At 67.1% G+C, this 17,976-nt stretch carries 16 protein-coding genes; 12 read left to right on the top strand and 4 right to left on the bottom strand.

The window, feature by feature from the left end:
- The first annotated feature begins 85 nt into the window (after positions 1-85).
- Genes ACZ5R1_RS18630 through ACZ5R1_RS18610 form a run of 5 tightly spaced genes read left to right on the top strand, consistent with a single transcriptional unit; the run spans position 86 to position 5,898 of the window.
- A complete protein-coding gene (locus ACZ5R1_RS18630) occupies positions 86-1,828 on the top strand; it encodes a carbamoyltransferase family protein (RefSeq protein WP_027598555.1) in 1,743 nt (580 codons plus the stop codon).
- Positions 1,825-2,958, top strand: a complete 1,134-nt coding sequence (locus tag ACZ5R1_RS18625; RefSeq protein ID WP_027598556.1) for a glycosyltransferase — start codon at positions 1,825-1,827, stop codon at positions 2,956-2,958. Before ACZ5R1_RS18630 ends, ACZ5R1_RS18625 begins: the two co-directional genes overlap by 4 nt.
- Positions 2,955-3,914, top strand: coding sequence for a glycosyltransferase family protein (locus ACZ5R1_RS18620; protein WP_115946784.1), 960 nt, complete (start codon positions 2,955-2,957; stop codon positions 3,912-3,914). The genes ACZ5R1_RS18625 and ACZ5R1_RS18620 overlap by 4 nt, the downstream gene beginning before the upstream one ends.
- 50 nt (positions 3,915-3,964) lie before the next feature.
- Positions 3,965-4,726 (top strand): glycosyltransferase family 2 protein, encoded by a 762-nt coding sequence (locus tag ACZ5R1_RS18615; protein WP_115946785.1) that lies wholly within the window; start codon positions 3,965-3,967, stop codon positions 4,724-4,726.
- Positions 4,720-5,898, top strand: coding sequence for an O-antigen ligase family protein (locus ACZ5R1_RS18610; protein WP_464712642.1), 1,179 nt, complete (start codon positions 4,720-4,722; stop codon positions 5,896-5,898). The genes ACZ5R1_RS18615 and ACZ5R1_RS18610 overlap by 7 nt, the downstream gene beginning before the upstream one ends.
- A gap of 160 nt (positions 5,899-6,058) precedes the next feature.
- Here the strand turns inward: ACZ5R1_RS18610 and ACZ5R1_RS18605 are convergent, their stop codons facing one another.
- On the bottom strand, positions 6,059-6,700 hold the full coding sequence (locus ACZ5R1_RS18605; protein WP_027603044.1) for a lipopolysaccharide kinase InaA family protein: 642 nt from the start codon (positions 6,698-6,700) through the stop codon (positions 6,059-6,061).
- Positions 6,701-6,817: 117 nt separating this feature from the next.
- Between ACZ5R1_RS18605 and ACZ5R1_RS18600 the strand changes: the two genes are divergently transcribed.
- Together ACZ5R1_RS18600 and ACZ5R1_RS18595 are read left to right on the top strand one after the other, a co-directional pair.
- A complete protein-coding gene (locus ACZ5R1_RS18600; protein WP_027598561.1) occupies positions 6,818-7,867 on the top strand; it encodes a hypothetical protein in 1,050 nt (349 codons plus the stop codon).
- A gap of 22 nt (positions 7,868-7,889) precedes the next feature.
- Entirely contained in the window at positions 7,890-8,729 is an 840-nt protein-coding gene (locus ACZ5R1_RS18595) for a glycosyltransferase family protein (RefSeq protein WP_464712641.1), read from the top strand.
- Here ACZ5R1_RS18595 and ACZ5R1_RS18590 read toward each other — a convergent pair.
- Positions 8,704-9,300, bottom strand: a complete 597-nt coding sequence (locus ACZ5R1_RS18590; RefSeq protein ID WP_115946788.1) for a serine acetyltransferase — start codon at positions 9,298-9,300, stop codon at positions 8,704-8,706. The genes ACZ5R1_RS18595 and ACZ5R1_RS18590 overlap by 26 nt on opposite strands.
- 103 nt (positions 9,301-9,403) lie before the next feature.
- Between ACZ5R1_RS18590 and msbA the strand changes: the two genes are divergently transcribed.
- The 5 genes from msbA (at position 9,404) to ACZ5R1_RS18565 (ending at position 16,580) form a co-directional block, all read left to right on the top strand.
- On the top strand, positions 9,404-11,215 hold the full coding sequence (msbA, locus tag ACZ5R1_RS18585; protein ID WP_042136879.1) for a lipid A export permease/ATP-binding protein MsbA: 1,812 nt from the start codon (positions 9,404-9,406) through the stop codon (positions 11,213-11,215).
- Complete coding sequence (locus tag ACZ5R1_RS18580) at positions 11,209-12,105, top strand: GNAT family N-acetyltransferase (RefSeq protein WP_115946789.1); 897 nt, start codon at positions 11,209-11,211, stop codon at positions 12,103-12,105. Before msbA ends, ACZ5R1_RS18580 begins: the two co-directional genes overlap by 7 nt.
- A 1-nt stretch (position 12,106) precedes the next feature.
- Positions 12,107-13,522: a PIG-L deacetylase family protein gene (locus ACZ5R1_RS18575; protein ID WP_464712640.1), complete on the top strand. Its 1,416-nt coding sequence runs from the start codon at positions 12,107-12,109 to the stop codon at positions 13,520-13,522.
- 90 nt (positions 13,523-13,612) lie between these two features.
- On the top strand, positions 13,613-15,040 hold the full coding sequence (hldE, locus tag ACZ5R1_RS18570) for a bifunctional D-glycero-beta-D-manno-heptose-7-phosphate kinase/D-glycero-beta-D-manno-heptose 1-phosphate adenylyltransferase HldE (protein ID WP_027598567.1): 1,428 nt from the start codon (positions 13,613-13,615) through the stop codon (positions 15,038-15,040).
- 49 nt (positions 15,041-15,089) lie between these two features.
- A complete protein-coding gene (locus ACZ5R1_RS18565; protein WP_115946791.1) occupies positions 15,090-16,580 on the top strand; it encodes a helicase HerA-like domain-containing protein in 1,491 nt (496 codons plus the stop codon).
- 59 nt (positions 16,581-16,639) lie between these two features.
- Here the strand turns inward: ACZ5R1_RS18565 and lptF are convergent, their stop codons facing one another.
- Both lptF and ACZ5R1_RS18555 read right to left on the bottom strand, forming a co-directional pair.
- Positions 16,640-17,413, bottom strand: coding sequence for a lipotoxin F family OmpA-related lipoprotein LptF (gene lptF, locus ACZ5R1_RS18560; protein ID WP_007161971.1), 774 nt, complete (start codon positions 17,411-17,413; stop codon positions 16,640-16,642).
- Positions 17,414-17,458: 45 nt separating this feature from the next.
- A complete protein-coding gene (locus ACZ5R1_RS18555; protein ID WP_007161972.1) occupies positions 17,459-17,890 on the bottom strand; it encodes a DUF4398 domain-containing protein in 432 nt (143 codons plus the stop codon).
- Between the last annotated feature and the right edge of the window lie 86 nt (positions 17,891-17,976).

Here is a 17,976-nt window from a genome sequence, read left to right as displayed (position 1 = left end):
CGTTTTTGAGGCGAGGCGGGCCTGCAGCGGCCTCGCGAAACCCCGGCGAACTCCCCTGGCTTCGCCCTGTACAGAGGCTTTACCTGTGTCCCTGACCGTCCTTGGCCTGTCCGGCGCCCTCAGCCACGATCCCTCCGCCGCGCTCTATATCGACGGCAAGCTGATCGCCGCGGTGGAAGAAGAACGCTTCGTACGCGACAAGCATGCCAAGAATCGCATGCCCTACGAGTCGGCCAAGTTCTGCCTGGAACAGGCCGGGATCACCCCCGCCGACGTCGACGTGGTGGCCATTCCCTATGCGCCCATCAGCCTCTTCGGCGAAGCCCGCTGGCACTACGCCAAGCGCTATGCCTACGCGCCGGATCGCGCCCTGGACGCCATCCTGTTCGGCAATCGCCGCTATCACCGCTACCAGAAGCGCATCGAGTGGTGCCTGGTGCAGCTCGGCTTCGACCTCAAGAAGGTCAAGCTGGAAGCCGTCGAGCACCACCTGGCCCACGCCTCCAGTGCCTATCACTGCTCGGGCTTCAGCGAAAAGACCGCGATCCTCGGCATCGATGGCAAGGGCGAATACGCCACCACCTTCTTCGGCTACGGCGAGAACGGCAAGATCCACAAGATCAAGGAGTTCTACGATCCGGACTCCCTGGGTGGCCTCTATGGCGCCCTCACCGAATTCCTCGGCTTCGAGATGCTCGACGGCGAATTCAAGGTCATGGGCATGGCGCCCTATGGCGATGCCAGCAAGTACGATTTCTCGCGCCTGGCGAAATTCGAGAACGGCGAGCTGATCATCAACACCGACTACGCCAACGTCATCGGTTTCCGCCGCTACAAGGAAAAGGGCAAGGGCTACTACTTCTCGCCCAAGCTGATCGAGTGGCTGGGGCCCAAGCGCGAAGGCGATATCGCCGACGATCCCTACATCCACTATGCCGCCAGCATGCAGGCGCTGTTCGAGAAGCTGGCGCTGGAGATGATGGACTACTACCTGGGCGACATCATCCGCCAGACCGGCAAGATTGCCTTTGCCGGCGGCTGCGCGCTCAACGTCAAGCTAAACCAGAAGATCATCGCCCGTCCCGAGGTCAAGGAGCTGTTCGTCCAGCCGGCCTCGGGCGATGCCGGCACCGCCGTCGGCGCTGCCGCCTACGTCTCCCATGCCCGCGGCGTGCCGGTGGAGAAGATGGAGCACGTCTATCTCGGCCCCGGCTACAGCAACGAAGACGTCATCGCCGCCTGCGCCCGCCATCCCAACGCACCCAAGTGGGAGCGGATCGACGACATGCCCCGGCGCATCGCCGAGATCATGGTGGCCGGCAATCCGGTGGCCTGGTTCCAGGGTCGCCTGGAATTCGGTCCGCGCGCCCTGGGCGGTCGCTCCATCATCGGCTGCCCCAGCGTGCCGGGCGTGGCCGATCGCATCAATGCCCAGATCAAGTTCCGCGAGCGCTGGCGGCCATTCTGCCCGTCCATGCTCGACACCGTGGCACCGCAGATGCTCAAGGTCGACCATCCCTCGCCCTTCATGACCTTTACCTTCGAGGTCAACGAAGAGTGGAAGAGCCGGGTACCCGAGGTGGTCCACGAAGACGGCACCTCCCGCGCCCAAGTACTGGAGCGCCGGCACAATCCGCGCTGGTACGACCTCATGGTCGAGCTGGAAAAGCTCACCGGCAACGGCGTGTCCCTCAACACCTCGCTCAACCGCCGCGGTGAACCCATGGTCTGCTCGCCCACCGACGCCCTGAACATGTTTTTCGGCTCGGATCTGCAGTATCTGATCATGGAAGACATCCTGGTGGTCAAGGAGGGGGCTGGCGTATGACGCGTTCCGCCGAACCGCGGGTGCTGCAGTTCTGTCACGGCTACGACGGTCCCTTCCTCGACTGCGCCCGCCAGACCGCCAGCCTCTTCGCGGGCAGCGGCTATCGCGTCACCACGGTCTTTCTCACCGGCACCGCCGACGCCGAGGTGGCGGCCGGCTGCGGCAGCGACGAGGTGCTGTTCCTGGAGTACTCTTCCCGGGACGTGCGCGGACTCAAGCTCGGCGCCATCCAGGCGCTGCGTGAGATCGTCCGTTCGCGGGGCATCCGCTTCGTCATCGCCCATCGCTTCAAGCCGATCTGGATCGCCTGCCTCGCCACCAATCTGCCGGTGATCGGCGTGCACCATGCCTTTGGCGACTACGACCGGCTCGGCCGGCGGCTGTTCGCCAAGCTGATGAGCAAGCGGCTGACCCTGCTGGGCGTCTCCGACGCGGTGCGCGACGAATTGCGCCTGCGCCTCAAGGACTGGCCCGCCGAGCGCATCGAGACCCTCTACAACCGCCTGGACGTCGAGGCGGTGGAGCGCGAACTCCTGCCGGCCGACCAGGCCCGCGCCGAGCTCAAGCTGCCCCATGACGCCTGGATCGTCGGCAACGTCGGTCGCCTGCATCCGGACAAGGATCAGGCCACGCTGCTGCGCGGCTTCGCCGCCGCCCTGCCGAATCTGCCGGCCAACGCCCTGCTGGCGATTCTCGGCAAGGGTCGCCTGGAAGAAGACCTCAAGGATCTGGCCCGCGAACTGGCCATCGCCGACCGGGTGCTGTTCCTTGGCCAGGTGGAAGGCGCCCGGCGCTATTTCAAGGCCTTCGACGTCTTCGCCCTGAGTTCCGACCACGAGCCCTTCGGCATGGTCCTGCTGGAAGCCATGGCCGCCGGCGTGCCCCTGATCGCCACCTCCTGCGGCGGCGCCCGGGAGATCGTCGAAGGCGTGGGCTTTCTCTTTCCCCTGGGCGACGCCGAGGCCCTGGGCCAGGGTCTGCAGCATCTGGGCCGCCTGGCGCCGAGCCAGAGACGCGCCTGCGTGCAGCACATGCGCGAGCGCCTGGCCGAACGCTTCTCCGACGAGGCCGTGCGCCGCGACTTCTGGCGGCTGCCGATGGTCGCCGCCTTCAAGGCCCCGGCGCCGTGAAAGTCCTGTTCCTGGTCCAGAAGGAGCAACGCATCCTGCTGGACCACTTCTATGCCAGCATCGCCGCCCATTGCGACTGCGACCTGCGCTGGCTGAGCGACGAGGAACAGGCCGATCTGCGCGGCTATTTCCGCCGCGCCGTGCCCCAGCCCGAGCAATACGACCGCATCCTGCTGTTTCTGAGGTTCAAGAAGCAGCTCAAGCAGATCTCCTTCATTCGCAGCCTGCCCAATCTGGTGGAGCTGGAACACGACGCCTACCAGAATTTCATCCCCTGCAAGTACACCGGCAAATTCAGCCGCTACTACCGGGCCATGCCCCACGTCCGGGTGCTGGTCTCCGGCGCCGGGGTGGCGCGGCGGCTGCAGGAGGAGGGGATCGACGCCCACTTCGTGCCCAAGGGCTACGACGACAGTCGCCTGCGCGACCTGGGTGTCGAGCGCGATATCGAACTGGGCTTCGTCGGCAGCCTGGGCAGCGTGGCCTACAGCGGCCGCAAGCAGCTGCTGGAAGACCTGGCCAGGGTCGAGCCGCTGCTGATCACCAAGACCCGCTCGGGCGACGAATACCTGCAGACGCTCAACCGCATCCGCTTCTTTGTCGGCGCCGATGTCGGGATGGGCGAATACATGATCAAGAACTTCGAGGCCATGGCCTGCGGCTGCGTGCTCTTCACCTATGACCAGGGCGAAGAAGAGAACCGGGCGCTGGGCTTCGAGGATGGCGTCAACGTGGTGCTCTATCGCTCGCTGGAGGAATTGCGCGAGAAACTCGCCCGGCTGCGAAGCGATCCGGCGCACGCCGCGGCCATCGCCAGGGCGGGAGAGGCCCTGGCGCGTCACTCTTTCGCCTTCGGCCACTTGGGTGAGCGCATCGTTTCGGCTATAACCCCAGCGCTGCGACCGGCCGTCGCACCGGGGTTCCTGCGCCGCCTGCTGGGCTGGCTGGGACGCTGATGCGCCGCGCAAGGTCCGGCTTTCGACTCAACTGGCAGAAAGGGTAGAACGTGCAGTTTTCCGCCGACAGCGACATCTCTGTGGTCGTCACCAGCTGCGGGCGCTTCGACCTGCTCAGGCAGACGCTGGCGACCTTCGACGAATTCAACACCGCGCCCATCCGCCAGGTCTTCATCACCGAGGACTCCGGCGACGAAGCGGTACGCGACTGCATCCCGGCGCACTGGCGCGAGCACACCGAGTTCATCGTCAACAACCCCAAGCTCGGCCAGATGCGCAGCGTCGACGCCGCCTATGCCCGGGTCGAGACAAGCTGGATCTTTCACTGCGAAGACGACTGGGCCTTCTATCGCCCGGGCTTCATCGAGGATTCCCAGGCGCTGCTGGAGGCCGATCCCCAGGCGCTGCAGGTCTGGCTGCGCAGCCATGCCCATGACCTGGCGATCCACAGCCCCTACGTCTATCTCAAGCCGCGCCAGGTGCATGCCGGCATCGCCTTTCATGAGGTCGGCTCGCACAAGCCCGAATGGCAGGGCTTTTCCTTCAATCCCGGTCTGCGCCGGCGCGCCGACTACCTGCTGCACGCGCCCTATGGCGACCTGAGCGGCGAGAAGGAACTGTCCCGGCGCTATGCCGACGCCCAGCGCCACGCGCTGATCCTGGAAAACGATGCCGTGCTGCACACCGGCTTCGGCCAGCACGTGGTCAGCGACAAGGACCGCAACGACAAGCGGAAGCGCCGGCGGATGGAACGCATCAAACTGGCACTGGCCTTCCTGGTCGGTGCACTCCTGGGAGCCCTGTTGTGGTGACACCCTTGCTCAATCGCCTGCAGCAGAGTCGCTATTTCACCCTGGCGGTGCTGGTGTTCATGGCCGCCTACCTGTGCATCCCCACGGCGAAGTGGATCAACAGCTACTACTATGCGGCGATCGCCCTGCCGGCACTGATCCTCTTCGTGCTGCGCCCGCGGCTGATCGACTGGCGCTCGCCGCTGCTGCTGCTCTGGCTGGTGTTTCTCGCCTGGTTCATCGTGCCGGGGGTGCGGGCCGAGGAGGGGCAGTTCTTCAAGCACATCCTCTATGTGCTGCTGTTCGTGCTGAGCGTGGCCTGCCTGGTGGATGGCGACTTCTTTCGCCGGCCCGGCTTCGTGCGCCTGGCCTTCTGGGTGGTCTGCGCCTATGCCGTGGGCTCCAGCCTGGTGTTCTGGCTCACCGGCCACTATGCCGTCGGCCAGCGGGTCATCCACCTGCCGGGACGCATCTCCAATCCCATCTATGTGAGCATCTGGATGGTCTGCCTGGGCGGCCTGGCGGCGCCCACCTGGATCCGCGAGCGGCGCTGGATCGAGTTGCTGGCGGCCGTGGTGGTCACCATCGTCGGCATCTCCTTCGCCCTGCAGACCCGCACCGGCCTGGTCGGCATCGGCTTCCTCGCCGCCCTCGGCGTGCTCTTCGCCTTTCCGCGCTTTCCGCTGCGCACCCTGGCGCTGGTGGTCCTGGTCAGTGCCCTGATCGCCGGGGTGATCCAGGTGGTGCACACCGAAGCCTGGTTCGTCGCCTTTTGGGGCCGCGCGGACTCCGGGCGCATCGAGCTGTTCCACTTCATGATCAAGGACTGGGAGTCCTGCGGCTGGTGGCTGGGCTGCGGTCTGGGCTATCAGAGTCACGACCTGCTGCACGGCACCGAGGCCATCCAGCACCCGCACAACATCTTCGTGTCCTTCGGCATCTACACCGGCCTGGTGTCGCTGCTGATCTTTGGCGTGCTGATGCTGGCCAGCCTGGGCGCGGCCCTGCGCCAGCGCGATCCCTGGGGACTCTATCTGGCCGTGGCCCTGCTGATGCTCAATTTCGATGGCGCCAAGCTGATCGGCAATCCGGACGAGTTGTGGCCGCTGGTGCTGTTGCCCGCGGCGATGATCGCCGGCGCCGAGGTGCAGCGCCGGCGCAAGCTGGCGCTGGGACAGGCGGTGCCGGTCTAGTGTGGTGTTTCAGAAGTTCGCGCAAGAATCGGCGAGTGATTTTTTTGGTATGGGCTAGGCGCCGCGACGAGTCATAGCAGGGCTATGGCGAGGAGCGGCAACGCCGCCAAGGCCAAAAAAGCGCCGCCGAAATTGTGCAGGTAATTTCTGAAACACCGCACTAGTCCTGGAGTTGCCGGTCGAGCTCGCGCCAGTCCAGGGGCTGGCGGCAGGCTTCGGCATAGGCCCTGAGGAAGGGTTCGCGACCGGGTTCGAACAGCCAGTCGCGATCCTCGGTATAGCGCAGCAGGTGGTGGAAGTTGCGCACCCGCAGGCGCAGCGGCAGACGCCGCGCATGGCAGCGCAGGTCGGCGATATCGATCAGCCCCAGTTCGCCTTCCGGCGTCAGCACCACGTTGCCCAGGTGCAGCGAACGGAAATAGACACCACTGTCGTGCAATTCGGCGATGAAGCGACCCAGCGCCGGCCGCAGGGTCGCGGCCTCGCTCGAGGTACGCAGTTGACGCAGGGTGGCGCCCGGCAGCGGACTGTAGTGCACCAGGTCGCGCTGCAGCGAGGCGGCGCGATAGACCTCCAGAACCTGCGGGCAGGGGATGCCGCGCTCGGCCAGTTGGCGGGCGTTGTCGGCAAAACGCTGGGCGTAGGGAAACAGCGCCGCCGAGGTCAACAGCCGCTTGCGGCGAAACAGCTTGAGATAGCTGCCATCGGTGAGGCGCAGGACCTTGTCGCCATGGTGGTCGGCTTCCACTACCTGGGCGGCGTCGCGCAGTTCGAGATAGCGCGAATGTTCGAGAGGCTTCATGCAGGACCCGTCAACGTCAGGGCGTGCATGTTACCCGAAGGTGGCAGGCTGTGAAGTGACCCTTACGACCTATCCGGCCGCTTGCTGCTAGAATCAGATTTTTGCCGGCAGCTTTACATGCGCCCAACACGCCAACTCCTGTATTTCGTCTACGGCGGTGCTCAGGCCTATCGGCAGGAGCTGAAATTCAGCCTGCTCAGCGCCCTGCACTGGCGCCAGGGCCAGGACATCGCCCTCCGTATCCTGACCGATCGGCCGCAGGACTATCGCGGCTGGCCGGTGGAAGTGCTGGCCATCGAGGGGGCGACGCTCAAGGCCTGGCAGGGGCAGCACGGCTATCTGCACCGCAGCAAGGCCTGCGCCATCGCCTGGGCGCTGCCCGCCGCCGACAAGACCCTGTTCCTCGACAGCGACACCGTGGTCCAGACGCCGCTGGCCGCGCTGTTCGACGGCATCGATGAGCAGCGCGGGCTGATGGACATCGAGGAGTGGCCGTGGCGCAAGGCCCGTACCCGTCCGGAATTCGCCCGGTTCGCCGCCGCCCTGGCCGCGCGTGGCCAGGAGCCGGCGGAAGAGACCCGGCTCTATAACAGCGGCGTCTGCGGTCTGGCACGCAGCCATCTGCCGCGGGTCGAGCGGGCCATCGCCCTGATCGACGACTGGCATGGCCACGACGAGGAGGTCCATACCCTGGAGCAGATCGCCCTGTCGTTCAGCCTGGCGGATCTGGCCATCAGCGCGGCGCGCGGTCCCGTGCGCCACTACTACGCGGAAAAGCGCTTTCTGCACTTCATGCTGGCGCACTTCTTCGAGCGCTACGGCGAAGACTATTCCCCGGAGCTGCAGCGGCACTGGCAGGAGGTGCCCCTGACCAAGCCGCTGCCCGATGTCTGGACCCGCCTGCGGGTGAAGTGGCAACTGGCCGGACTGGACAAGCAGCGCGCGAGTCTGGGGCGCAAGCTGCTCTACGGCTGCCTGGCGCCCCAGGACAGCTATGCCCGCGCCTGCCGCCACGTCTGGTGGGAGCGGGCGCTGAGCGAGCGCCTCGGCGGCGGGGATCGCCAGGCCTTCGCCGAAGGCATCTGGCCCAACGACCTGCCGCGTCCGCACCTGGCCGACGAAGCCAGCGCGGCCCTCGACTACCTGCGCAAGCGGGTGCGCGGCTAGGCCGCCATCCTCAGGAAAGCCCATGCAAACGCTCTTTCTCGTCGTCCTCTATGGCTTGCGCCCTGGGGAGTCGGCCACCCTCGACAGCCTGCTGGCCCAGCCCTCCGCCAGCCTGCCGGCCGACAGCGTCCTGCTGGTCTGGAACAACGGGCCCCAGCCCCTGGCTCAGGCGGATCGCCAGACGCTGCTCGCCGCGCCGGGCTGGACGGAGGTGCTCATCAGCGAGGACCTCGGCAATCCGCCGCTGAGCCGGGTCTACAACCAGGCCTTGCGGCTGGGCGCCGAGCGCCTGGTGATCTTCGACCAGGACACCGTGGTGGACGCACGCTTTCTGCAGGCGCTCGGGCAGCAGGCCGAGTTGCTGGTGCCCCTGGTGCTGGGGGCGGGCGCCATCCGCTATCCCCATCAATACAAGGCGGTGGTGACCGCGGAGGGCCCCCTGGATCCCCAGGCCACCGTGACCATCAGTTCGGGGCTGTGCCTGACGCAGGGCCTGGCCGCGCGTATCGCGGCCCGCCACGGCGATGTCTTCGACGAGCGCTTCGCCCTCTATGGCGTCGATGTCTCCTTTTTCCTGCGGGTGCAGGCGCTGGCGCGGGAAGAGCCGGTCGAATTGCTTTGCGCGGGCATCCTCGACCATTCGCTGTCCGAACTGGAAGCCGAGACCCCGGCCCAGCGGCGCTTTCGCGACATCGAGAAATTCTATGTCGCCCTGCTGCTGCGCCTGCACTACAAGGGCGCCTCGCGCGGCAAGGTGCTGCGCTATCTGGGGCGGCAGCTCTTGGGCAACCGGCTGTATCTGTATGGCGTCCTGCCGCAGATGCTGCGGACCGTCCTCAGCGGGCGGCATCCCCGGGCGTAGCGCCCGGCAGCGGGCGGATCACCGCCTCGTGGCGGCTGTAGTAGAGGCTGTCGGCGGGGATGTCGCGCATCACCAGGGCGCCGGCGCCGACCACCACGTTGTCGCCGATGGTCAGGTGGTCGCCGACGATGCAGACGTGGGCACCGAGGCTGACGTTGTCGCCGATGAAGATGCCGACCAGTCGCGCCGGATCGTCGCTCTTGATGCCGATGGTGGTGTGCTGGCGGATCATCACGTTGCGCCCGATCACCGCCAGATTCGACACGCAGATGCCCATGCGATGGGGCAGGCGCAACCCGGGGCCGATGCGCGCGCCCAGCAGGATCTCGATATTGTGCCGACGGATCAGCCGGCGATTGATGCGCTCGGCCAGCTTGCGATAGTTGAGCAGGCCGCGCGGGCGGCAGTAGAGAAATTGCGCCAGGCGATACCAGAACAGAAAGCTCGCACTCTCTCCGGCCGCTACGCGCCGGAACAGGCGCTTGAGGCGCAAGGGCTTGCCCGGCGCATCCAGCACCTCCAGGCGCCAGTAGTCCTTGAGTTCGGCATAGGTGGCGATCAGCGGTTGCATGTCAGGGTTCCGCAGCAGGGGAGGGCAAGCCTAGCGGAAAATCCCGCCGCTGGGTCGGCGGCGGGTGCGTGTTAACATGGCGCTTTTGCGTCACGACGAGACCATGAGCCAAGACTCCCCTGCGCAGACCTCCAGTCTGAAGATCTATTTCCGCCTGCTCGGCTACGTGCGGCCCTACATCGGCATGTTCGCCCTGAGTATCGTCGGCTTCCTGATTTTCGCCTCCACCCAGCCGATGCTGGCGGGCATCCTCAAGTACTTCGTCGATGGCCTGAACAACCCCAATGCCTCCATGTTTCCGGGCTGGCCCATCGTCGGTGGCCTGCACCTGGTGCAGGCGGTGCCGCTGATGATCATCCTGATCGCCGCCTGGCAGGGCGTCGGTTCCTTTCTCGGCAACTACTTCCTGGCGCGGGTCTCCCTCGGCCTGGTGCACGACCTGCGGGTGGCGCTGTTCAACCACATGCTGCGGCTGCCCAATCGCTACTTCGACGCCAACAACTCGGGTCATCTGATCTCGCGCATCACCTTCAACGTCACCATGGTGACCGGCGCCGCTACCGAGGCGATCAAGGTGGTGATCCGCGAAGGCATGACCGTGGTCTTCCTGTTCGCTTCCCTGCTGTGGATGAACTGGAAACTGACCCTGGTGATGGTGGCCATCCTGCCGCTGATCGCCCTGATGGTGACCAGCGCCAGTCGCAAGTTCCGCAAGCAGAGCAGCAAGATCCAGTCGGCCATGGGCGACGTCACCCACATCACCTCCGAAGCCATCCAGGGCTATCGGGTGGTGCGCAGCTTCGGTGGCGAGCGCTACGAGCAGCAGCGCTTCCTCGATTCCAGCACGGCCAACACCGACAAGCAGCTGACCATGACCAAGACCGGCGCGGTCTATACGCCCATGCTGCAGCTGGTCATCTACTCGGCCATGGCGGTGCTGATGTTCCTGGTGCTCTGGCTGCGCGGCGAAGCTTCCGCCGGTGACCTGGTAGCCTACATCACCATGGCCGGCCTCTTGCCCAAGCCGATCCGCCAGCTCTCCGAGGTCAGCTCCACCATCCAGCGCGGCGTGGCCGGCGCGGAAAGCATCTTCGAGCAACTCGACGAACCCGCCGAGCGCGACGAAGGCCGCGAAGAGCGCGAGCGCGTCCAGGGTCGCCTGGAGGTGCGCAACCTGACCTTCCGCTATCCGGGTACCGAGAAGGCGGTGCTGGAAGGCATCGACTTCGTCGCCGAGCCCGGCCAGATGGTGGCCCTGGTGGGTCGCTCGGGCAGCGGCAAGTCGACCCTGGCCAATCTCATCCCGCGCTTCTACCAGCACGAAGAGGGCGAGATCCTCCTCGATGGCCTGGAGATCCAGGACTATCGCCTGACCAACCTGCGCCGGCACATCGCCCTGGTCACCCAGCACGTCACCCTGTTCAACGACAGCGTCACCAACAACATCGCCTATGGCGATCTGGCCGGGGCGCCCATGGAGCAGGTCAGGGCGGCGGCCGAGGCGGCCTATGCCGACGAATTCATCGAGCGTCTGCCGCAGAAATACGACACCCAGGTCGGCGAGAACGGCGTGCTGCTCTCCGGCGGCCAGCGCCAGCGCCTGGCCATCGCCCGGGCCCTGCTGAAGAACGCGCCGCTGCTGATCCTCGACGAAGCCACCTCGGCGCTGGACACCGAGTCCGAGCGTCACATCCAGGCCGCACTGGATCGCGTCATGCAGGGCCGTACCACCCTGGTGATCGCCCACCGCCTCTCCACCATCGAGAAGGCCGACCTGATCCTGGTGATGGATAATGGCCGCATCGTCGAGCGTGGCAGCCATGGCGAGCTCCTGGCGCTGAACGGCTACTATGCGCGGCTGCATGCCAAGCAGTTCGAGGAGGTCGCGCCGCCGGCGCCGACGATCGAATGCTGAACAGATTCCGCTTCTGGCGCGAGCGCGGCTGGACCACGATTTCCGCCGCCGACTACGCCGCTGCCTGGCAGCGTCATGGCGGCAGCGTCGCCACCCACCCCGAGGTCATCGCCCGCCTGGCCGAGCTGGCCGGCATCCCGGTGCGCTACCTGGGCTGGCCCGGCGCTGATGGCCTGCAGGCGGCGGTACCCTGCTGGGGGCGCGAGCTGGCGCTGTCGCGCGCGGTGCTGAAGAAGCGCCGCCAGCGTGCCCTGTTCGACCTGGGCAACGCCGAGATCATCCTGCCGGCCGCCCCTGGCGCGCTGGCGCCCCTGCGCCAGCGCGCCCGCTATCTGTCGCCGCTGTGCGACGAGCGTTTCGCCGGTCTGCGCCGGCAGAGCGAAGAGCTGGCCATGCTCCGCGAGCCGGAAGCCTGGTCGAAGAAATTCCGCTACAACCAGAGACGCGAGCAGCGGCTGTTCGAAGACGCCGGTGGCCGCGCGGTCCCCATGGCCGAGCTGGACAGCGCCGAGCAGGCACGGATCTATGCCGAGCTGTTCGAGGCGCGCTGGGGCTTCGAGGTACCGGGCAAGACCCGGCTGGCCGAGGTGTTCGCCCTGCTGCGGGAATTCATGACCGGTTCGCTGCTCATGCTCGGCGAGCGCCCGGTGGCGATCCAGGTGCTCTATCGGGTGGAAGCGCCCGACTGGATCAGCGTCGAGTACGTCAACGGCGGCGTCGATCCCGCGGCCAGCGACCTGAGTCCGGGCAGCGTCCTCACCTATCTGAACACCCAGGCCGCCTGGCAGGACGCCCGCGCCCTGGGCAAGACGTTGCGTTATTCCTTCGGCCGCGCCGATCGCGACTACAAGGACCGCTGGTGCCACCGCGTCACCGTCTTCGAGAGCTGAGATGACCGCCCGCAAACAAGCCCTGCTCAAACGTCACCGCCGCCACAAGCGGCTGGTCCTGGCCATCATCGCCGTCGTGCTGCTCGGCTGCCTGGCGCTGGGGCCCTGGTGGAGCGCGCCGCTGCTGGCGCTGCTGGTGTGGCTCGGCCACGAGGCCTGGTTCGCCGATCACCTCTTCTATTCGCCGCGCGACAACTACAGCTACCAGTTCCCTGCCGACACCCTGGTGCTGGGCCTGCATCTGCGGCACGGTCGCCTGGCCGCGGTGGAATTGCCGCCGGGCGAGCTGACGCTGTTCCTGGAATGCCGCCTCAAGGCCGGTTGGCTGGGCCGATTACTGGATCCCCAAGTACGTCTGCGCGCAGGTGACGACGCGGATCGCCAGGACTTCGAGCGCGGCGTGGCCGGGCGGCGCTATGTCAATCTCAGCGGCTATGCCGAGGCCCTGCGGCGCGGCGAATTGCACCTCTGGACGCGCTTCTGTCGGCTGCAGGGCGAGTTGCGCCTGCACGTCTTCGCCCAGCCGGACCTCCGCAGCAAGAGAGTGATGGTCATCGCGCCCCACGCCGACGACGCCGAGCTGGCCGCCTTCGGCCTCTACAGCCAGGCGCGGGAAGCCAGCATCGTCACCCTGACCCAGGGCGAAATCGAGGCCGCGCACTACCAGCGCCTGGGCCTCGATCGCCAGGCGGCGGCCCGGCTCAAGGGGCGCCTGCGCACCTGGGACAGCCTGGTCACCCCGCTGTGGGGTGGGGTACCAACAGAGCGTTGCGTGCAGCTGGGCTACTACTGCCTGCAGCTGCCGGCCATGCGCCAGGCGCCGGAAGACGCCTTCGGCTCCCGCGAATCCGGCGAAGGCGATGTGCGCAGTGCCCGTCGCCACAACCCCCTGCAACTGCCCGGCGATGTCGACGGCGCCCCCACCTGGCGCAACCTGGTGGCCGATCTGGTGGCCCTGCTGGAGCACTTCCGCCCCGAGGTGGTGGTGCTGCCGCATCCGCAGATCGATCCCCATGCCGATCACGTGGCCAGCACCCAGGCCCTGCGCGAGGCCCTGACCCTCAGCCAGTGGCAGCCCGAGCTCGAATTGCTCTACGCCAATCACCTGCACGACAACGACCGCTGGCCCATGGGGCCGGCCGAGGGCGGCATCGCCCTGCCACCCGCCATCGAGACGCCGGCCCCCCTGGTGCCCTGGAGTCCGCTGCTGACCCCCGAACGGCGGCTGGACAAGGCCATGGCCCTGGGGATGCAGCACGACCTGCTGGTGCCGCTGCCGGCCAAGAAGCGCCTGCGCCGGGCCATCCAGTGGCTGCTGGCCGGTCGCCGCTGGCCGCGCACCGGGGAAGACGAATTCTTCCGCAAGGCCGTGCGGCGTCACGAGCTGTTCTGGCTAAGCCGCCGCGACGAGCTCTGACCCCGGCCTCTCCCGCCGGCAGGCGCTTCCGGGGCGCCTTGGCCCCTATGCTATGATCGCCGCCATTTTCGCGCTTTGGAGCCTGTCCCTATGAAGCTGACCATGCCTCGCTTCGATCTCGCGCCGGTCCTGGTGGTTGGCGACGTGATGCTCGACCGCTACTGGCACGGCACCACCTCGCGGATCTCCCCCGAGGCGCCGGTGCCCGTGGTCCGCGTCGACCAGCACGAGGATCGTCCCGGTGGCGCGGCCAACGTCGCCCTCAACATCGCCGCCCTGGGCGCGCCGGCCTATCTGGTCGGCGTCACCGGTCAGGACGAAGCCGCCGATGCCCTCACCGACAGCCTGAGAGCCGCCCATGTGCAGGTGCGCTTCCAGCGCATCGCCCAGCAGCCGACCATCGTCAAGCTGCGCATCATGAGTCGCCACCAGCAGCTGATCCGCGTCGACTTCGAAGAGCCCTTCGACACCGATCCCCAGGCGCTGGCCTCGGACACCGCCGCCATGCTGGCCGGGGTCAAGGTGCTGGTGCTGTCCGACTACGGCAAGGGCGCGCTGAAGAACCACCAGGCGCTGATCCAGCTGGCCAAGGCCCGCAACATCCCGGTGCTGGCCGATCCCAAGGGCAAGGATTTCTCCATCTATCGTGGCGCCAGCCTGATCACGCCGAATCTGTCCGAATTCGAAGCCATCGTCGGTGTCTGCGCCGACGATGCCGAGCTGGTCGCCAAGGGCAACGAGCTGATGGCGCGCCTGGAGCTGGGCGCCCTGCTGGTGACCCGTGGCGAGCACGGCATGACCCTGCTGCGTCCCGCCCAGCCGGCCCTGCACCTGCCGGCCCGGGCCCGCGAGGTGTTCGACGTCACCGGCGCCGGCGACACCGTGATCTCCACCCTGGCCGCCGCCCTGGCCGCCGGTGAAGACCTGCCGCAGGCCGTGGGGCTGGCCAATCTGGCTGCCGGTATCGTGGTCGGCAAGCTGGGCACCGCCGCCATCAGCGCCCCCGAGCTGCGTCGCGCGGTGCAGCGTTCGGAAGGCTCCGAGCGCGGCGTCCTGTCCCTCGAACAATTGCAGCTGGCCATCGAGGACGCTCGCGCCCATGGCGAGAAGATCGTCTTCACCAACGGCTGCTTCGACATCCTCCACGCCGGCCACGTGACCTATCTGGAGCAGGCGCGCGCCCAGGGTGATCGCCTGATCGTGGCGGTCAACGACGATGCCTCGGTGACCCGGCTGAAAGGCCCCGGTCGACCGATCAACAGCGTCGACCGGCGCATGGCGGTGCTGGCCGGCCTCGGCGCGGTGGACTGGGTCATCCCCTTCAGCGAGAACACCCCGGAGCGCCTGCTGGAACAGGTGCGCCCGGACGTGCTGGTCAAGGGCGGCGACTACAAGAGCGTGGACGAGGTGGTCGGCGCCCAGATCGTGCAGGGCTACGGCGGCGAGGTGCGCATCCTCGGTCTGGTGGAGAACAGCTCCACCACCGCCATCGTCGAGCGCATTCGCAACCGTACCTGAGCCCGGACGCTCGGGTTAAGCTGGCGCAGAACTGCTACGGAGCTGCGCCATGTCCTCGACGCCCCTGCTGATCCTGGGTACTGCCGTTTCCAATGACCAGAGCGCTGGTCAACCGCTCGGCCATCCACTCAAGCTGGCCAACCGCCACGGCCTGATCGCCGGCGCCACGGGCACCGGCAAGACCGTGACCCTGCAGCGCCTCGCCGAAGCCTTCAGCGATGCCGGCGTCTCGGTCTTCGCCGCCGACATCAAGGGCGATCTCTGCGGCCTCGGCGCGGCCGGCGCACCCCAGGGCAAGCTGGCCGAGCGCATCGCCGCCCAGGGTCTGCCGCACCAGTCCCAGGCCTATCCGGTCACCCTCTGGGACGTCGATGGCCGGAGCGGTCATCCGCTGCGCACCACCCTGAGCGAGATGGGCCCGCTGCTGCTGGGCAATCTGTTGGAGCTGACCGACAGCCAGCAGGCCGCCTTGCACGCCGCCTTCAAGGTGGCCGATCGCGAAGGCCTGCTGCTGCTCGACCTCAAGGACCTCAAGGCGGTCCTCAATCACCTGCGCGAACAGCCCGACGCCCTGGGCGAGGACCGTGCCCTGTTCACTGGCGCCTCGGCCCAGGCGCTGCTGCGCAGGCTGGCGACCCTGGAGCAGCAGGGCGCCGAGGCCTTCTTCGGCGAGCCGGCCCTGCAACTGGAAGACGTGCTGCGCCCCGAGCCCGACGGCCGTGGACGCATCCACCTGCTCGACGCCAGCCGCCTGGTGCACGAAGCGCCCAAGGTCTACGCCACCTTTCTGATCTGGCTGCTGGCCGAGCTGTTCGAGCAGTTGCCCGAGCGCGGCGATGCCGATAAGCCGGTGCTGGCGCTGTTCTTCGACGAGGCCCACCTGCTGTTTGGCGACACCCCCAAGGCCCTGCGCGAGCGCCTGGAGCAGGTGGTGCGGCTGATCCGTTCCAAGGGCGTCGGCGTCTATTTCGTCACCCAGTCCCCCGCCGATCTGCCGGATACCATCCTGGCCCAGCTCGGCTTGCGCATCCAGCACGGCCTGCGCGCCTTTACCGCCCGGGAGCAGAAGGCGCTGCGCGCGGTGGCCGACGGCTTCCGCCCCAATCCGGCCTTCGACAGCCTGGAGGTGCTGACCGAGCTGGGCATTGGCGAGGCCCTGGTGGGCAGCCTGGAAGACAAGGGTACGCCGGCGATGGTCCAGCGCGTGGCCATCGCCCCGCCGCAATCCCGGGTCGGCCCGCTCAGCGAAGCCGAGCGCCAGACGCTGATCCGTCAGTCGCCCCAGGCGGGTCGCTATGACCGGGCGGTGGATCGCGAATCGGCCTACGAGATCCTGCGGGATCGTCAGGCCGAGCGGGTCCCGGCGCAGGCGCCGGTAGCGGAAAAGACCCAGAGCGGGCAGGGTGGTGCCCTCGGCGATCTGGTGGGCGAGCTCGCGGGCAATGCGCTCAGAAGCGCGGCGCGCCAGGCGGCCAATCAGCTCGGGCGGCAGCTGGTACGGGGACTGCTCGGCTCCCTGCTGGGTGGCAAGCGCCGCTAGCCGATCCGCCGGCAAAAAAAGACCCCGCCTGGGCGGGGTCTTCTAGCTTCACGCAGTCGTTACATGCGCGGGGCGACGGGGTTGGCGTCGTTGGAGATGGTCACTTCCACGCGACGGTTCAGGGCGCGGTCGGAGGCGTTGCTGTTGCTGGCCACCGGGAAGTTCTTGCCATAGCCACGGGCCTGGATGCGGCTCGGCTCGACGCCAGCGCTGACCAGGGCGGTCTGGATGGCCTGGGCGCGACGCTCGGACAGCTGCTGGTTGTAGGAGTCGCTGCCGACGCTGTCGGTGTAGCCCTCGACGATCACCTTGCGCTCGGGATTCTGCTTCAGGTAATCGGCCAGCTTCTGGGCGTTGGCATAGCCCTGGGGCTTGAGTTCGGCCTTGTTGAAGTCGAACAGCACGTTGCCGAAGGTCACCACGGTGCCGCGCTCGGTCTGCTTGGCCTGCAGGGCATCCTGCAGTTGCTTGAGCTGGGCGGTACGGGCGTCCAGGCGAGCCTGGGTGCGCTCGGCATCGACGCCCTGCATCTGGGCTTCGGTCATGCGCAGCTTGATGGTCTGCATGGCCGTCTGGATGCGCTGGTTGGTCAGGTAGGCCAGCTGGTCGACGGTCTTCTCGTTTTCACCGTCCTTGTAGGCCTTCTCGGTCTTCTGCAGCCAGGTACCGGCGTCCTTGGTCTCCAGGGCGGCCAGCTGGGCGGCCTGCGGCTGGGATTCCAGGGCGGAGTAGTCGGACTTGGCCTTTTCCAGGTTGGGGTTGGGCGGCGTGGAGCACGCGGCCAGGGCCAGGCTGAGCAGCGACACGGCAGGGATCAGAATGTGTTTACGCATGATGGTCGTCCTTTTAATTCGTGAAGGGAGGAAAGGGGCGGTCGCTTACTGCTGGACCTTCTTCTGCAGGTTCTGCTGGAGCTGCAGGTTGATCTGACCTTCCTCACGGATCTGCTGGATGCTGTTCTGGGCATCCTTGAGCGCGGCATCGGCCTTGGCGGCCTGGGTCTTGCGGGTGGCCAGGCGGGCATCCCACTCGGCCTGCTCGGCCAGTTGCTTGGCTTCGTCGTACTTCTCGTTGGAGAGAGCGGTCTGGGCCTGGGTCCACTTGTCCTGGGCCGACTTGGTCTCGATGGGCGCGAACTGGTTGCCACCGGAGCTCACGGCCTCGTTGACGGCGGACTGGGTCACGGCCATCTGCGCGGTCGGCGGATTGCCGGCGCAACCGGCCAGCAACAGCGAGCTGCCCAGGGCAAGGGCTGCCAGTTTCAGGGTGCAGGCTTTGGAAAGGGACTTTTGGGCAGTGGCACTCTTCATGGATTCAAGCTCCGTTGTTGATCCGAAAAGCGCGCCGCCGGCACGGGCAGGGCGGGCGCCTGGTCATGTAAAGCCGCATGTGGAAA

The organism is Pseudomonas sp. Pso3 (assembly GCF_055393275.1).
The sequence above is the reverse complement of the archived record's forward strand: the minus strand, read 5'-3'. Positions and strand labels throughout refer to the sequence as shown.